This window comes from Mesorhizobium monacense (genome assembly GCF_056781675.1).
This window is the reverse complement of the sequence record NZ_CM165567.1, coordinates 2,069,630-2,087,085: the sequence shown is the minus strand read 5'-3', so window position 1 is coordinate 2,087,085 and position 17,456 is coordinate 2,069,630. Positions and strand designations below refer to the sequence as shown.

10 protein-coding genes and 1 pseudogene are annotated in these 17,456 nt (G+C 64.4%); 5 read left to right on the top strand and 6 right to left on the bottom strand.

The window, feature by feature from the left end; translation table 11 throughout:
* Positions 1–205 precede the first annotated feature (205 nt).
* Both mfd and AC1RUK_RS09810 read right to left on the bottom strand, forming a co-directional pair.
* Entirely contained in the window at positions 206–3,697 is a 3,492-nt protein-coding gene (gene mfd / locus AC1RUK_RS09815; protein ID WP_481840228.1) for a transcription-repair coupling factor, read from the bottom strand.
* Between the two features lie 13 nt (positions 3,698–3,710).
* A complete protein-coding gene (locus tag AC1RUK_RS09810; RefSeq protein ID WP_481835775.1) occupies positions 3,711–3,998 on the bottom strand; it encodes an FAD assembly factor SdhE in 288 nt (95 codons plus the stop codon).
* Between the two features lie 92 nt (positions 3,999–4,090).
* On the opposite strand from AC1RUK_RS09810, the gene recG reads away from it, so the two are divergent.
* Positions 4,091–6,199: an ATP-dependent DNA helicase RecG gene (gene recG, locus AC1RUK_RS09805; RefSeq protein ID WP_481835776.1), complete on the top strand. Its 2,109-nt coding sequence runs from the start codon at positions 4,091–4,093 to the stop codon at positions 6,197–6,199.
* Here recG and AC1RUK_RS09800 read toward each other — a convergent pair.
* Both AC1RUK_RS09800 and glmS read right to left on the bottom strand, forming a co-directional pair.
* A complete protein-coding gene (locus AC1RUK_RS09800; protein ID WP_481835777.1) occupies positions 6,151–6,909 on the bottom strand; it encodes a DUF502 domain-containing protein in 759 nt (252 codons plus the stop codon). The two genes, recG and AC1RUK_RS09800, sit on opposite strands and share 49 nt — an antisense overlap.
* Positions 6,910–6,991: 82 nt before the next feature.
* Positions 6,992–8,815, bottom strand: a complete 1,824-nt coding sequence (gene glmS, locus AC1RUK_RS09795; protein ID WP_481835778.1) for a glutamine--fructose-6-phosphate transaminase (isomerizing) — start codon at positions 8,813–8,815, stop codon at positions 6,992–6,994.
* Between the two features lie 211 nt (positions 8,816–9,026).
* Here glmS and AC1RUK_RS09790 point away from each other — a divergent pair.
* Positions 9,027–9,394, top strand: a pseudogene (locus AC1RUK_RS09790) (ADP-ribosylation/crystallin J1).
* A 9-nt stretch (positions 9,395–9,403) separates the two neighbouring features.
* On the opposite strand, the gene glmU reads toward AC1RUK_RS09790, so the two are convergent.
* A complete protein-coding gene (gene glmU, locus AC1RUK_RS09785; protein ID WP_481835779.1) occupies positions 9,404–10,771 on the bottom strand; it encodes a bifunctional UDP-N-acetylglucosamine diphosphorylase/glucosamine-1-phosphate N-acetyltransferase GlmU in 1,368 nt (455 codons plus the stop codon).
* Between the two features lie 102 nt (positions 10,772–10,873).
* Positions 10,874–11,620 (bottom strand): cytochrome c biogenesis CcdA family protein, encoded by a 747-nt coding sequence (locus AC1RUK_RS09780; protein WP_436171959.1) that lies wholly within the window; start codon positions 11,618–11,620, stop codon positions 10,874–10,876.
* A 183-nt stretch (positions 11,621–11,803) separates the two neighbouring features.
* Between AC1RUK_RS09780 and AC1RUK_RS09775 the strand changes: the two genes are divergently transcribed.
* From AC1RUK_RS09775 to rnr, 3 genes are all read left to right on the top strand, one after another.
* A complete protein-coding gene (locus tag AC1RUK_RS09775; protein ID WP_040582653.1) occupies positions 11,804–12,181 on the top strand; it encodes a COG4315 family predicted lipoprotein in 378 nt (125 codons plus the stop codon).
* Positions 12,182–12,535: 354 nt separating this feature from the next.
* Entirely contained in the window at positions 12,536–15,142 is a 2,607-nt protein-coding gene (gene topA / locus AC1RUK_RS09770; protein WP_481835780.1) for a type I DNA topoisomerase, read from the top strand.
* Positions 15,143–15,148: 6 nt separating this feature from the next.
* Positions 15,149–17,455: a ribonuclease R gene (rnr, locus tag AC1RUK_RS09765; protein ID WP_481835781.1), complete on the top strand. Its 2,307-nt coding sequence runs from the start codon at positions 15,149–15,151 to the stop codon at positions 17,453–17,455.
* Position 17,456: the final 1 nt, after the last annotated feature.

Sequence of the window (17,456 nt, the reverse complement as noted above, 5' to 3'; positions counted from 1 at the left end):
CAAACGCCCTTTCAGAGCAATTCCAGGAAAAGTGTGAAACGGTTTTCCGTCCGGAATTGCGTCAAACAAACAAGCGAACGCCATCGCCCGCCATTCCGCCCCTATATGGGGTGGCGGCTCCATACACGAAGCCGATTTCCTATTCTAGACCGGAATTTCAGCGCTGGCGAATGGAGGCCGGCGCAGCGAAGCGCCCGGTGCCTTGCTACGCGGCCACCAGCCGCGCCAACTGCGTCATCACCACCGCCGAGCCGGCCAGCCGCTTTTCTGCGTTCGGCCAGTCGCGGATGAAGACGACGCTGTGATCCGGCCGGATCTTGGCCAGCGAGCCCTGCTCGCCGATGAACTTGACCAGCCCGACCGGGTTGGGGAACTCGCGCTTGCGGAAATGAATGACAACGCCCTTCGGCCCGGCATCGAGCTTCTCGACATTGGCCCTGCGGCAGAGCGCTTTGATGAAGACAATCTTCAGGAGATGCTTCACCTCCTCCGGCAGCGGCCCGAAGCGGTCTATCAATTCAGCGCCGAAGGCATCGATCTCCTCGGTGTTTTCGAGATCGCCGAGGCGGCGGTAGAGCGTCAGCCGGAGCTGCAGGTCCGGAACATAGCCCTCCGGTATCATCACCGCCGTGCCGACCGCGATCTGCGGCGACCAGCCGCCATCCTGCACCTCGCCGGAATCCTTCACCTCGGCGACAGCCTCCTCCAGCATCTGCTGGTAGAGCTCGAAGCCGACCTCCTTGATGTGGCCGGACTGCTCTTCGCCGAGCAGGTTGCCGGCGCCTCGGATGTCGAGGTCGTGGCTGGCGAGCTGGAAGCCGGCGCCGAGCGTGTCAAGCGACTGCAGCACCTTCAGCCGCCGCTCGGCCGTATCGGTCAGCTTGCGGTTGGCCGGCAGCGTGAACAGCGCATAGGCGCGCACCTTCGAGCGGCCGACGCGGCCGCGCAGCTGGTAGAGCTGCGACAGGCCGAACATGTCGGCGCGATGGATGATCAGCGTGTTGGCGGTCGGGATATCCAGGCCGGATTCGACGATGGTGGTCGACAACAGCACGTCGTACTGGCCGTCGTAGAAGGCATTCATGATGTCGTCGAGCTCGCCGGGCGGCATCTGGCCATGGGCCACCGCGATTTTCAGCTCGGGCACGGATTCACGCAGGAAATCATGGATTTCGGCGAGATCGCTGATACGCGGCACGACATAAAAGGAGTGTCCGCCGCGATAGCGCTCGCGCAGCAGCGTCTCGCGGATGACCAGCGGATCGAAGGGCGAGATGAAGGTGCGCACCGCCATGCGGTCGACCGGCGGTGTCGCGATCAGCGACAGTTCGCGCACGCCGGTCAAGGCAAGCTGCAAGGTGCGGGGGATCGGCGTCGCCGACAGCGTCAGCACATGCACATCGGTCTTGAGATCCTTCAGCCGTTCCTTGTGCTTGACGCCAAAGTGCTGCTCCTCGTCGATGATCAACAGGCTGAGATTCTTGAATGAGATCGCGGACCCGAGCAACGCATGCGTGCCGACGACGATATCGACCGTGCCCTCGGCGATGCCTTTCTTGGTCTCGGCAAGTTCCTTGGCGCCGACCAGCCGCGAGGCCTGGGCGACGCGGATCGGCAGGCCGGAGAAACGCTGCGAAAAGGTCTTGAAATGCTGGCGCGACAACAATGTCGTCGGCACGACAATCGCAACCTGGAAACCTTCCATGGCAGCGATAAAGGCGGCGCGAAGCGCCACTTCCGTCTTGCCGAAGCCGACATCGCCGCAGATCAGCCGGTCCATCGGCTTGCCGGCACCCAGGTCGTCCATGACGGAATCGATCGCCGTCTGCTGGTCGTCGGTCTCCTCATAGGGAAAGCGCGCGGCGAACTCGCCATAGAGGCCATCGGCCGGTACCAACGACGGCGCCGAGCGCATCTGCCGCTCGGCGGCAATCCGAATCAACTGCCCGGCCATGTCGAGCAGGCGGCGCTTCAGCCGCGCTTTGCGCGACTGCCAGGCGCCGCCGCCGAGCTTGTCGAGCGCCGCTTCGGCCGAATCCGAGCCGTAGCGCGACAGAAGCTCGATATTCTCCACCGGCAGGAACAGTCGGTCGTCGCCGGCATAGTGGATTTCGAGGCAGTCATGCGGCGCGCCGATCGCCTCGATGGTGCGCAAGCCGATGAAGCGGCCAATGCCGTGGTCCGTGTGGACGACGATGTCGCCGGCCGACAATGACGAGGCTTCGGCGATGAAGTCGGAAGCACGCTTCTTGCGCTTCGAACGCCGGATCAGCCGATCGCCCAGAATGTCCTGCTCGGCGACGACGACCAGTTTTTCGGTCTCGAAGCCGGATTCCAGCGGCAACACCGCAAGTGCTGCCTGCCCCGGCTCGAGCTTGTCCGCTTCGGCAAGCGTCGCCACTGGCACGAGATTGCCGAGATGATGTTCGGCCAGGATCTGGCCGAGTTGGTCGAGCGAGCCTTCCGTCCAGCCGGCAATGACGACGCGACGGCGCGCGGCGCGCTCGTCGGCGATGTGCTTCACGACGACGTCGAAGACATTGACGTTGGGGTCGGCGCGTTCCTCGACGAAGGCGCGGCCGTGACGCGAGCCGGCGTGGAAGACCTTTTTGCCGCCTGCATCCGGCGCGTCGAAGGCAGTGAAGTCAATGGCTTCGCGCGGCCCCAGCGACGCAACGAGGTTCTCCGGCGAGAGATAAAGCAGGTCCGGTGCCACCGGCTTGTAGGGCACGGCGTCCTTCAGCGCGCCGTCGGCCTGTTTCCGGCGCGCCTCGTAATGGTCGAGGATCAGTGTATGCCGTTCGGCCAGCGCCTCATGCGCCAGGTGGTCGAAGACGACGGGAGTATCCGGCAGATAGTCGAACACCGTCTCCAGCCGTTCGTAGAACAACGGCAGCCAATGTTCCATGCCGGCAAAGCGCCGCCCTTCGCTGACCGCCGCATAGAGTCCGTCATCGCGCTGCGGCGCGCCAAAGGCCTCGATATAGGCGCGGCGGAAGCGGCTGATGGTCTCGGGCGTCAGCGCCACTTCACTCATCGCCTGCAGCGCCATCGACTTGCGCTGGCCGGTGGTGCGCTGCGTTGCGGCGTCGAAGACGCGGATCGATTCCAGCGTGTCGCCGAAGAAATCGAGCCGCAGCGCTTCCGTCCAGCCGGGCGCGAACAGGTCCAGAATGCCGCCGCGCACCGCGAACTCGCCGACGCCGCGCACCGTCGGCACCCGCTCGAAACCCGAGGTCTCCAGCCGCGACACCAGCGCGTTCATGTCGATCTGGTTGCCAGGCTTGGCATGGAAGGTCTGCGCCTCGACCAGATCGGCCGGCGGAATACGCTGCAACAGCGCATTGGCCGTGGTGAGGATGACCGCGCGGTGCGGCTTCCTCGCCAGCGCGATCATTGCGGTCAGCGCGTCGAGCCGCTTGGCGGCGGCGTCCGAGCCTGGAGAGACGCGGTCGTAAGGCAAGCAATCCCAGGCCGGCAATTCCAGCACCGGCAGGCCGGGCGCGGCAAAGGCCAGCGCCTCTATGATCGCCGGCAGGCGCTGGCCGTCGCGCGCCACGAACAGCACCGGCTTGTCGGGAGCGATCTCGTGCGCTGCCTGCACCAGCGCGAAGGCTTCGTAGCCGTCGGCGACGCCATCGACGATGAACTGGCCGGCGCGGCCTTTCGGCAGGCCGATGGTGGGAATGAGACTCATGAAATCACGTCGTTCAGAATGTCATGGTCCGGCGCGACGCCAGAATCTTTTGCAGCACGGCACAATCGATATCGGGCGGAACCGCACGTTCGCCGGTAATCAGAGGCAGGAATTCGGTGTCGGGAATGTCGAGGAGCCTCTCATATTGGTCGATCTCGTCGCCGGTCAAGGCGCCAATCTCGGTATCGGCGAAGCTGCCGAGGATGAGATCCATCTCGCGCATGCCGCGATGCCAGGAACGGAACAGAAGCTTGCGGCGGCGGGCATCGAGCCCCTCGCTTGATCGTTTCGTTCCGGTCATCGTGCCGCATCCCTGTCTGAAGCGGCGCATATAGCGTGGATAGAGGGCGGTGTCAGCCTTGCGCAATGGCCGTTGCGACATAAGCTGACATCATGCGTCCTTCCCTCCTCGATCCGCTGTTCGTCCCGATCACCTCGCTTGCCGGCGTCGGGCCGAAGGTCGGCTTGCTGATCGAGAAGGTGGTGGCTGCCGATCTCAGCGACCGCGCGGCGCGCGCCGGCGACCTCTTGTTCGTCTTGCCCCACACCGTGATCGACCGCCGCAACCGGCCGGGCATTGCGCTCGCGCCGTCAGGCGCCATCGTCACCCTCGACGTGCGCATCGACCGCCACCAGCCGCCGCCGCGCGGCAACCGGTCGGTGCCGTATCGGGTCTATGCCCATGACGATACCGGCGAGATCGGGCTGACCTTCTTCCATGCCCATGCCGCCTATCTCGAAAAGGCCATGCCCGTGGGCGAGCATGTCGTCGTCTCCGGCCGCATGGAATGGTTCAACGGCCGCCCGACCATGGTCCATCCCGATCATATCGCACTCGCCAATGACGCCGAAGCCCTGCCGCTGGTCGAGCCGGTCTATCCGCTGACCGCCGGCCTGTCGGGAAAAGTGCTGCGCCGGGCGATCGGCCAGGCGCTCGGCCGGCTGCCGGAGCTGCCGGAATGGCAGGACGACGCCTTCATGCGCCGCCAGACCTTTCCCGCCTTTGGCGAGGCGCTTGCCCGCATCCACAACCCGGCCGACCCGATCGATGTCGCCATCGAAGGATCGGCATGGCGGCGGCTTGCCTATGACGAGTTGCTGGCCGGCCAGGTGTCGCTGGCGCTGGTGCGGGCGAAGGTCCGCCGCCTGTCCGGCCGGCCGCTGATCGGCGATGGCCTGATCGTCGAAAAACTGCGCGCGGCCCTGCCCTATTCGCTGACCGCCAGCCAGGAATTCGCGCTCGCCGAAATCAACGCCGATCTCGCCGATCCCGAGCGCATGCTGCGCCTGCTGCAGGGCGACGTCGGCTCCGGCAAGACGGTGGTCGCGCTGCTCGCCATGGCGCGCGCCGTCGAGGCCGGAGGCCAGGCGGCGCTGATGGCGCCAACGGAAATCCTGGCGCGCCAGCACCTGGCAACGATCACGCCTTTGGCGGAAAGGGCCGGGCTGCGCGTCGCCATCCTCACCGGCCGCGAAAAAGGCCGCGAGCGCACCGACACGCTCGCCGGTCTGGCGAGCGGCGAGATCGACATCGTCGTCGGCACCCATGCGCTGTTCCAGGAAACGGTGACGTTTCACGACCTCGTCTTCGCCGTCGTCGACGAACAGCACCGTTTCGGCGTCCACCAGCGGCTCGCTATCACCGCCAAGGGCGACGCGCCCGACATGCTGGTGATGACGGCGACGCCGATCCCGCGCACTTTGGTGCTGACCGCCTTTGGCGACATGGACGTCTCAAAGCTGACCGAAAAGCCGGTCGGCCGCCAGCCGATCCGCACCGTCACCCTGCCGCTCGAACGGCTGGACGAACTGGTCGGCCGCATGCTCGACGCCGTCGCCGACGGCCAAAAAATCTACTGGATCTGTCCGCTGGTCGAGGAATCCGAAGAAATCAAACTGATGTCGGCGGAGGACCGCTTTGCCTCGCTGAAGACCTTGTTCGGCGACCGGATCGGGCTGGTGCATGGTCGCATGAAGGGTACGGAAAAGGACGAGGCCATGCGCGCCTTCAAACAGGGCGAGACGCGCATCCTGATCGCCACCACGGTCATCGAGGTCGGTGTCGACGTGCCGGACGCGACCATCATGGTCATCGAGCACGCCGAGCGCTTCGGCCTTGCCCAGTTGCACCAGCTGCGCGGGCGGGTCGGGCGTGGCGACAAGCCGTCCTCCTGCGTGCTGCTCTACAAGGACCCGCTCGGCGAGACGGCAAAGCGCCGGCTGTCGGTGATGCGCGAGACCGAGGACGGCTTCCTTATCGCCGAGGAGGACCTGAAGCTGCGCGGCGAAGGCGAATTACTCGGCACCCGCCAGTCCGGCACGCCGGGCTTCCAGGTAGCGCGCATCGAGGCGCATGCCGACCTGCTCGAAGCCGCCCGCGATGACGCAAGGCTGATCCTGTCGCGCGATCCGGAATTGCAGTCCGAGCGCGGCTCGGCCCTGCGGCTGTTGCTTTATCTGTTCGGCCGCGACGAGGCGGTTCGCTTGCTGCGCGCCGGCTGAGGCCCGACGCCGAGCGGCGGATTGGCAAGCGGACCTTCGATACGCTCGCCGTTGACGGTCACGATCTTGGCCTTCACCTCCGGCGCCACCAGCCCGGCCGACACGATCAGCTTGGCGCCGTCCTCGATCGTCATGTCGAGCAGGACGATATCGGATTTCTGCACATACATCAGGAAGCCGGTGGTCGGGTTGGGCGTGCACGGCATGAACACCGCGATCAGCGGATCGCCTTCCTGGTCGAGCTTCTGGTTGATCTCGGTTTCCTTCTCGCTGGCGACGAAAACCAGCGACCAGACGCCCTTGCGCGGATATTCGACCAGCCCGACCTGGTGGAACATGTCGCCCTTGTTCGACAGCACCGTTTGGAAAATCTGCTTCAGCGAACCGTAGATGCCGCGCACCAAGGGCATGCGACCGAGCAAGCGTTCGCCGAAGTTGACGATGGCGCGGCCGACGATGTTGGCCGTCATGAAACCGATCAGCGTGATCAGGATCAAGGCAACGATCAGGCCAAAGCCCGGAACCGGGACCGGAAGATAGGTGTCGGGGCTGTAGCGTGCCGGAATATAGGGTTTCACCCAGGAATCGACCCAGCCGATGAACGACCAGGCGATATAGGCGGTGATGGCCAGCGGTGCGCAGACGATGAAGCCGGTCAGGAAATAATTCCGCAGCCGGGTCATGCCTGAGGTCTTGGAAGCGTCGGACATGGGTTCACCGCGGCGCGCTGATTGCAACGCGACATTAGTGAACCGCAAGGCGCTTTGGAATTGCGAAGTTTTTAAACGCCGCCTATTCCACCGTCACCGATTTCGCCAGATTGCGCGGCTGGTCGACGTCCGTGCCCATGAACACGGCAGTGAAGTAAGCGAGCATCTGGATCGGCAGCGCGTAGATGATCGGCGAGATGATTTCCGGCACGTCGGGCAGGATGATCGTCTCCATCGTCTTGACGCTCGCCTGCGCCGCGCCCTTGCTGTCGGTGATCAGGATGATCTTGCCGCCGCGCGCCGCCACTTCCTGCATGTTCGACACCGTCTTTTCGAAGATGCGGTCATGCGGCGCGATGACGATGACCGGCATGTTCTCGTCGATCAGCGCGATCGGCCCATGCTTCAGCTCGCCGGCGGCATAGCCTTCGGCGTGGATATAGGAGATTTCCTTGAGCTTCAGCGCACCTTCCATGGCCAGCGGAAAATTGGTGTCGCGGCCGAGATAGAGCACGTCCTTGTAGCGCGAGAGCTCGCGCGAGATGCGCTCGATCTGCCCGTCGAGCTTCAGGACCTGATTGGCGAAGCGCGGCGCTTCCGACAGTTCGCGCACCAGCGTCTTTTCCTGCTCGCGCGAAATCGTTCCGCGCGCCACGCCGGCGCGCACGGCGAGCGAGGCCAGCACCGAGAGCTGGCAAGTAAAAGCCTTGGTCGAGGCGACGCCGATTTCCGGCCCGGCCAGCGTCGGCAGCACCACGTCGGATTCGCGCGCCATGGTCGATTCGCGCACATTGACGACCGCGCCGATCTTCATGCCGGCCTTGCGGCAGTAGCGCAGCGACGCAAGTGTGTCGGCCGTCTCACCTGACTGCGAGATGAAGAAAGCGGCGTCGTTCGCCGAAAGCGGCATCTCGCGGTAACGGAATTCCGAAGCGACATCGATGTCGACCGGCAGCCGCGCATAGCGCTCGAACCAGTATTTGCTGATCAGCCCGGCGAGATAGGCGGTGCCGCAGGCCGAGATCGCCAGCCGTCCGATCTTGGCGAAATCGAAGGGCAGCTCGAGCGGCTTGGAAACGCCGGAGACGAAATCCACATAATGCGCCAGCGTGTGCGAGATCACTTCGGGCTGCTCATGGATTTCCTTTTCCATGAAGTGCCGCCGGTTGCCCTTGTCGACCATGAAGCTGGTCGACAGCGACTGCTGGCGCTTGCGGTCGACCTTGTTGCCGTCCATGTCGAAGATGGCGACATCGTTGCGGCGCACCACCGCCCAGTCGCCGTCTTCCAGGTAGGTGATCGAATTGGTGAAGGGCGCCAGCGCAATGGCGTCGGACCCCAAAAACATCTCGCCGTCGCCATGGCCGACGGCCAAAGGCGGGCCGTTGCGGGCGCCGACGATCAGATCCTCGTCACCCTTGAACATGATCGCCAGCGCGAACGCGCCTTCCAGCCGCTTCAGCGCCTGATGCGCGGCCTCGACCGGCTTCAGTCCCTTGGCCAGTTCGCGCGCCACCAGATGCGCAACGACCTCGGTGTCGGTCTGCGACGAGAAGGAATAGCCGTCGCGGATCAGTTCGTCGCGCAATTCGGCGAAATTCTCGATGATGCCATTGTGGACGATGGCGACGCCGTCGGAAAAATGCGGATGCGCGTTGGTCTCGTTCGGCACGCCATGCGTCGCCCAGCGCGTGTGGCCGATGCCGATCGTGCCGTCGAGCGGTTCGTTCTTCAGCAGGCGTTCGAGATTGACCAGCTTGCCTTCGGCGCGCCTGCGGCCAAGCTCGCCATGTTCGATTGTGGCGACGCCGGCCGAGTCATAGCCGCGGTATTCGAGCCGCTTAAGCGCATCGACGATGAGCGGCGCGACCTGCTGCTGGCCGACAATTCCGACGATACCGCACATGGCGCTTGCCCCCGATTCCCTGCAGAAACCCAGCGCTATCTAGGGATTGCCGGCCTGCCGTAAAAGTCACTTTGCGTTTCGTTCCGTGTCAGCGGAACGGTCCTGCTCGCAATGCACCATGACAGACCGCTCTTGCAATCCGGTTACTGCAATCGTTCGGCTTTTCAGGCACTTGGTTCTCGTTTCAGAAATATTTGGCTAAAGTCTGGCCATGAGCGAAACCAAACCCACCGTGACACTCTGGCGTCCTGTTGGACCGAAAGAGCTGAAATTGATCGAGGCATCGGGCATGCGGGCGTTCCCGCCGCGCCTGCCCGACCAGCCGATTTTCTATCCGGTTCTGTCCGAAGCCTATGCGACGCAGATCGCACGCGACTGGAATGTACCCGCCAGCGGCTCGGGTTTTGTCACCCGGTTTGACGTCTTGAAGGAGTTTCTCGACCGCTACCGAGTTGAGCAGCCGGCAGCAAGGCGCATCTGGAGTACTGGATCCCTGCCGAAGACCTGCCTGAATTCAACAGGTCAATCGTCGGCAAGATCGAAGTGACCGCTGCGTTTGGCAAGGATGCAGCCGGCTGACTCCCTGCCCTATTTGGCGGCAGCTTTCTTCGCCGCCGCCGCCGAAGCAAAGCGCTCGCGCAATTCCTTGCCCTTGCCTGGGATCGTCTTCTGGCGAGCACGGCCGAAGGCAAGCGCATCGTCCGGTACGCTTTCGGTGATGACGCTGCCCGAGGCGATGTAGCCGCCATTGCCGATCGTGACCGGTGCCACCAGCGAGGAGTTCGAGCCGATGAAGGCGCCTTCGCCGATGTCGGTGAAGAATTTCGAATAGCCATCATAATTGCAGGTGATGGTGCCGGCGCCGATATTGGCGCCCGCACCAACGCGGGCGTCGCCGATATAGGTCAAATGATTGACCTTGGCGCCCTCCTCGATGACAGCCTGCTTGACCTCGCAGAAATTGCCGACCTTGGCCTTCTGCTTGAGATCGGCACCCGGTCGCAGCCGGGCGAACGGCCCTACATCGCAGTTGGAAGCGACGGTGGCGCCTTCGATATGGCTGAAGGCATGGATCTTGGCGCCCGTGGCGATCTTCACGCCCGGCCCGAACCAGACGTTGGGTTCGACGATGGTGTCGGCGCCGATCTCGGTGTCGTGCGAGAAGAACACGGTTTCGGGCGCGATCAGCGTCACGCCGGACAGCATGGCCTCGCGCCGCCGGCGCCGCTGCCAGATGCCTTCGGCCTCGGCCAGCTCGGCACGGTTGTTGATGCCGAGCGCGTTCTCGAAACTGGCCTCGGTGGCGATGACATCCAAGCCTTGGCCACCGGCAATCTCGACGATGTCGGTCAGGTAATACTCGCCCTTGGCGTTCTTATTGCCGACCTGGTCGAGCAATTTCAGCGCCTGCTTGCCCGCCACCGCCATCAGCCCGCCATTGCAGAAGGTGATCTTTTTCTCCTCGTCGGTGCAGTCCTTCTCCTCGCGAATGGCGACCAGCTTGCCGCCCTTCTCGATCAGCCGGCCATAGCCGGTAGGGTTCGGGGTGCGAAAACCGATGACCACGACGCCAGCACCTTCCGCCAACTTCAGCCGCGCCACGGCCAGCGCGCCCGGATCGATCAGCGGTGTGTCACCGAACATGACGAGAATATCGTCGTAACCCCTTGATATCGCATCGCGCGCGGCAAGCACGGCATGCGCGGTGCCGAGCCGCTGTTCCTGCACGAAAGTCTCGGCCTTCGGCGCAAACTTCTGTGCCGCCTTGCGCATCTCCTCCGCCCCATGGCCGATCACCAGCGCCTGGTCGCCGGCACCGGCGGCCTCAGCCGCCTTCACCACATGGGCAACCATCGGCAAGCCGGCGATCTGGTGCAGCACCTTTGGCAGCACGCTTTTCATGCGCGTGCCTTCGCCGGCGGCAAGGATGACGGACAGGCAGGATCTCGGGCTCATGAAAGGGCAACCGTATGAAAGGGGATCAGGAATCGAAACTATCTAGCATTGGCGCCATGCTGCACCAATGCGGTTAAATTCCGGTGAGATGGCGGATCGGGTTTACCCCAACTGCCCCAGCGCCGGGAAATTCTCCAGCAGCCAATACGACGCGCTCTGCACCCCGCCGGTGAGGAAAAACACGCCGGCGACCACAAGCAGCGCGCCGATCGCCTTTTCGACGCGACCGAGATGGACGCGGAATTTGCCGAGGAAGCGCATGAAGGCGCCGGAAAACAGCGCGGCGATCAGGAACGGGATGCCCAGCCCGAGCGAATAGGCGGCAAGCAGCAGCGCCCCCTCGCCGACCGTCTCGCGGCCGCCGGCCAGCGTCAGGATCGGCCCCAGCACCGGGCCGATGCAGGGCGTCCAGCCGAAGGCGAAGGCCAGTCCCATGACATAGGCGGCGATCAGGCTGGCCGGCTTGCCTTGCGATTGGAAGCGCGCCTCACGCGACAGAAGCGGGATGCGCAATATGCCGAGGAAATTCAGTCCCATCAGGATGATCAGCACGCCGGCGGCCATCGCCAGTTGCTCCTGCCAGACGCGCAGCCAATGACCGATGGTCGAGGCGCCTGCGCCGAGCGCGACGAAGACGGTCGAGAAACCGAGCACGAAGGCGATCGAGGACGCAATCAGCGCGCCACGCGCGCCGGCCCTTGCCGTGGCGCCAGCATCGCCGCGAAAATCGTCGACCGAGACGCCGGCCATGTAGCAGAGATAGGGCGGCACCAGCGGCAGCACGCAAGGCGACAGGAACGAGATCGCCCCCGCCCCGACCGCGCTGACATAGCCGATATCCAATGCCATTCCGTAGCTCCAACAATGCTGGCGCGCATATAGCGACGCACCGCCTTGTCCACCAATCACCATTTTGTGGCAAGCCGCCGGCCCTGGAGCGACAGACCGGGGAAGAAACGAACGGCTGGACGCGTTGATCAAAAAGAGGCCGCGATTTCCCGCGCGCTTCTTCGGATACCCAGGGAGATTTCCATGAAAACGATCACAGCCGGGCTCGCTGCGCTTTTGCTCAGCACCGCCGCATCCTTCGCCGCCGAAGCGTGGAAGGAAGCCGATGTCGGCGGCACCAAGATCTACACCGATGCCAACGGCATGACGCTCTACACCTATGACAAGGACGAGAAGGGCAAGACCAACTGCTACGACAAATGCGCCACCAACTGGCCACCGCTGAAGGCCGAGGCCGACGCCAAGGCCGACGGTGAATGGACAGTCGTCGACCGCACCGACGGCACCAAGATGTGGGCCTATGAGGGCAAGCCGGTCTACACCTTCATCAAGGACAAGAAAGCCGGCGACATGACCGGCGACGGCGTCGGCGAAGTCTGGCACGTCGTCAAGGCTGACTAGAGTTCCCAATCATCGTCTTGCCTGCTGGCAGGACGTCGAGTCGACTGGTCGCCGGGCACCCTCCATGCGCCGGCGGCCGGTTTCACTATGCAGGCAATTGCGCCCACTCAGCCGGATTTGCGCGGGCGCCGGCCACGTATCCCCGAGTTGTTTCCGGTCGCGCGAAGCACGAACTGCCTTTCCCGAAATTCTGTGATTTTCTCCATACACTCTAAGAGTGTATTGCTGCCGACGTCCCGCCAATTTGGGCGCTTGCCCTTGACCGATTGAAAAAGCGCGGCCATGTGAGCGACGAAAAGAACGCGTCGCGCGCTGCGGAATTCTTCTGCCGCCCCACAGCTGATATGAGACCTCATGGACGTCGTCGTCGTCGAATCGCCGGCCAAGGCAAAGACAATCAACAAATACCTCGGCAAGAACTATAAGGTTCTAGCCTCGTTCGGCCATGTCCGCGATCTGCCGGCCAAGGATGGCTCGGTGCGCCCGGACGAGGATTTTGCCATGTCCTGGGCCGTCGATACAGCCTCCGGCAAGCGCCTGGCCGACATCGCCAAGGCGGTCAAGGATGCCGACGGCCTGATCCTCGCCACCGACCCGGACCGCGAGGGTGAAGCGATCTCCTGGCATGTGCTGGAAGTGCTGAAGCAGAAGCGCGCGCTGAAGGACAAGCCGGTCAGCCGCGTCGTCTTCAACGCCATCACCAAATCCTCGGTGCTGGAGGCGATGGCCAACCCGCGCCAGATCGACGCGCCGCTGGTCGACGCCTATCTCGCCCGCCGCGCGCTGGACTATCTCGTCGGCTTCACGCTGTCGCCCGTGCTGTGGCGCAAGCTGCCCGGCGCCCGCTCGGCCGGCCGCGTCCAGTCGGTGGCGCTGCGCCTGGTTTGCGACCGTGAATCCGAGATCGAGCGCTTCATCCGCGAGGAATACTGGCAAGTCGCCGCCATCCTCGGCACGCCGCGCAACGAGAATTTCGAGGCCCGGCTCACTGCTTTCGAGCGCAAGAAGCTGCAAAAACTCGACATCGCCAACAAGGCCCAGGCCGACGACATCAAGTCGATGCTTGAAGGTGCCACCTTCAAGGCGCTTTCTGTCGAAGCCAAGCCGACCAAGCGCAATCCCGGTCCGCCCTTCACCACCTCGACGCTGCAGCAGGCGGCCTCGTCGGGTCTCGGCTTTTCCGCCAGCCGCACCATGCAGGTGGCGCAGCGCCTCTATGAAGGCATGGACATCGGCGGCGAGACCGCCGGCCTGATCACCTATATGCGAACCGACGGCGTGCAGATGGCGCCAGAGGCGATCGACGCCGCGCGCGACGCGATCGCCAAGGAGTTCGGCCCCAAATACCTGCCGGAAAAGCCGCGTTTCTACACCACCAAGGCCAAGAACGCCCAGGAGGCGCACGAGGCGATCCGCCCGACCGATTTCATGCGCACGCCGGCTTCGGTCCGGCAATATCTCGATGCCGACCAGGCGCGGCTCTACGAACTGATCTGGAAGCGTGCCATCGCCAGCCAGATGCAGCCGGCCGAGATCGAGCGCACCACGGTCGAGATCGAAGCGGTCAACGGCGCCCGCACCGCGGAGCTTCGCGCCGTCGGTTCGGTCGTTCGCTTCGACGGTTTCATCGCCGCCTACACCGACCAGAAGGACGAGGACGCGGAGGACGAGGAAAGCCGCCGCCTGCCCGAGATCCGCGCCGGCGAACAGCTTGCGCGCCAGGCGATCAACGCCACACAGCACACCACCGAGCCGCCGCCGCGCTATTCCGAGGCTTCGCTGATCAAGAAGCTGGAAGAGCTCGGCATCGGCCGCCCCTCGACCTACACGGCGATCCTGAAGACGCTCGAAGACCGCGATTACGTCGAGATCGACAAACGCAAGCTGGTGCCGCAGGCCAAGGGCCGGCTGTTGTCGGCCTTCCTCGAAAGCTTCTTCGAGCGCTATGTCGAATATGATTTCACCGCATCCCTCGAGGAAAAGCTCGACGAGATCTCCGACGGCAAGCTCGCCTGGAAAGATGTGCTGCGCGACTTCTGGAAAGACTTTTCCGGCGCCGTCGCCGACATCAAGGAACTGCGCGTCAGCGACGTTCTCGATGCGCTGAACGAAGAGCTGGCGCCGCTGGTGTTCCCCGCGCGGGAAGACGGTTCGAACCCCCGCATCTGCCCGAAATGCGGCACCGGCAATCTGTCGCTCAAGCTCGGCAAATTCGGCGCCTTCGTCGGCTGCTCGAACTATCCGGAATGCTCGTTTACCCGCCAGCTCGGCGACGCCGCCAATCCCAATGGCGAGAACGGCAATGGCGACGACGGCACCAAGGTGCTCGGCAAGGATCCCTACACGGCTGAGGAGATCACGCTGCGCAGCGGCCGCTTCGGCCCCTACATCCAGCGCGGCGACGGCAAGGAGGCGAAGCGCTCCAGCCTGCCCAAGGGCTGGACGGTCGACACCATCGACCACGAAAAGGCGCTCGCTTTGCTGGCACTGCCTCGCGATGTCGGCAAGCATCCGGAGAGCGGCAAGATGATTTCGGCCGGGCTCGGCCGCTACGGGCCGTTCGTGCTGCATGACGGCACCTACGCCAATCTCGAAAGCATCGAGGACGTGTTCTCGATCGGCCTCAACCGCGCCGTGTCGGTGATCGCCGAGAAGCAGCTGAAGGGCAAGGGCGGCCGCAATGGCGGCACCCCGGCCGCGCTGAAGGAGCTTGGCGATCACCCGGATGGCGGCGGCAAGATCGTCGTGCGCGACGGCAAATACGGGCCCTATGTCAATTTCGGCAAGGTCAACGCGACGCTGCCCAAGGGCAAGGACCCGCAGGCGGTGACCATCGAGGACGCGCTGGCGCTGATTGCCGAGAAGGAAGCCAAGGGCGGCGGCGGCAAGAAGCCGTTCCGCAAGGCAGCCGGTGCGAAGCCCGCGGCCGCCAAAAAGCCGGCGGCGAAGAAAAAGGGATAGCAGGCCGTGGCGCGCAGGATCTCCGGACGAAGCCACGGCGATCCGCGCACCGCCGATACCCGCGCCAAGGTGAAGGACGACTACCGGCCCTCGCGCGACGAGATCCTGCGCTACATCGCCGAGAACCCGGACCGCGCCGGCAAGCGCGACATCGCCAAGGCGTTCGCCCTGCGCGGCGAGGACCGCATCTGGCTGAAGGACATGCTGCGCGACCTGCAGGACGAAGGTATCCTGACCAAGGAGCGCAAGCGGCTCGCCCGCGTCGGTAGCCTGCCCCATGTTGCCGTGCTCGACATCTTTGGCCGCGATGGCGATGGCGTGCTGCTGGCGCATCCGGCCGAGACCGTCGGCAGCGGCGAGCCGCCCGTCGTCTCGATCCGCGTCTCGCGCGGCGGCAATGGTCCGGCGCCAGGCATCGGCGACCGCGTACTGGCCAAGACCTTCCCGACCGACGATGCGACGGGCCCCGCCTATACCGGCCGGGTGATGAAGATCTTCGAGAAGCGCACCGATGCCGTGCTCGGCATTTTTCGTGTGCTGAAGGACGGCACCTTCCGGATCGAGCCGGTGGAGCGGCGCCAGCCCGAACTGGTCGTCGACAAGGAATTCCAGAATGGCGCCAAGAACGGCGATCTGGTCGAGGTCGAGCCGGCGCGCGCCTCCCGCTATGGGCTGCCGCGCGCAAAAGTGCTGGCGGTGTTGGGCTCGCTGACCAGCGAGAAGGCGGTCTCGATGATCGCCATCCACGCCCATGACATCCCACATATCTTTCCGGCCGACGTCATCGCCGAATCCGAAGCCGTCAAGCCGGCGACGCTTGATCATCGCGAGGACTGGCGCGACCTGCCGTTGGTCACCATCGATCCGGCCGACGCCAAGGACCATGACGATGCCGTGTTCGCCACGCCCGACACCGACGAGAAGAACCCTGGCGGCGTTGTCGTCACCGTGGCGATCGCCGATGTCGCGGCTTACGTCCGCTATGGCTCAGCGCTCGACCGCGAGGCGCTGAAGCGCGGCAATTCGGTCTATTTCCCCGACCGCGTCGTGCCGATGCTGCCCGAGCGCATCTCCAACGATCTGTGTTCGCTGCGCGAGGGCCAGGACCGCCCGGCACTCGCCGTGCGCATGATTTTTTCGGCCGACGGCCGCAAGGTCAGGCATTCCTTCCACCGCGTCATGATGAAGTCGGCGGCAAAGCTTGCCTACCCGCAGGCGCAGGCGGCCATCGACGGCGTGCCTGACGACAAGACCGGTCCGATCCTCGACACGGTGCTGAAGCCGCTGTGGGACGCTTACGCCATCCTCAAGCGCGGTCGCGACTCCCGCCAGCCGTTGGAACTCGACCTGCCGGAGCGCAAGATCATGCTCAAGCAGGACGGTACCGTCGACCGCGTCGTCGTGCCGGAGCGGCTCGACGCCCACAAGCTCATCGAAGAGTTCATGATCCAGGCCAATGTCGCGGCCGCCGAAACGCTCGAGGCCAAGCGCCAGGCGCTGGTCTACCGCATCCACGATGCGCCTTCGCTGGCCAAGCAGGAATCGCTGCGCGAATTCCTGCAGACGCTCGGCCTGTCGCTGGCGCGCGGCGCCCAGATGCGGCCGGCGCAGTTCAACGGCATCCTCGAGCGCGTCAGCGGCGCCGACAATGAGGGCCTGGTCAACGAAGTGGTGCTACGCTCGCAGAGTCAGGCCGAATATTCGCCAAAGAATATTGGCCATTTCGGCCTCAATCTGAAACGCTACGCGCATTTCACCTCGCCGATCCGCCGCTATGCCGACCTGATCGTACATCGCGGGCTGATTGCCGCACTCGACCTCGGCGCGGGCGGCCTGACGCAGAACGAAGCGGACCGGCTGGAAGATGTTTCCGTGCTGATCTCCGGCACTGAACGCCGCGCCATGGCGGCCGAGCGCGACACGGTCGACCGTCTGGTCGCAGCCTATCTGGCCGAGCGCATCGATGACCGTTTCGACGCCCGCATCTCTGGTGTCACCAAATCGGGACTATTTGTCCAATTGCCGCAGTACGGCGCGGATGGCTTTATCCCGGTGTCAAGTCTGGACGGCGATTACTATATCTACGACGAAACGGCTCGATCGCTGTACGGAGAGCGCACCGGCAAGGGCTACCAGCTTGCCGACCGCGTCGAGGTTCGCCTGGTCGAGGTGGCGCCGATGGCCGGCGCGATGCGTTTCGAGATGCTGACCGACCCGAAGCCGCTGCCCGGCTCCAAACGGTCGTTCCACAAGGCCAAGGGCCGCGCCCGCGCGTCGCAATCGCGTCCAGGCACGCGCGGCAGGAGACGATGAT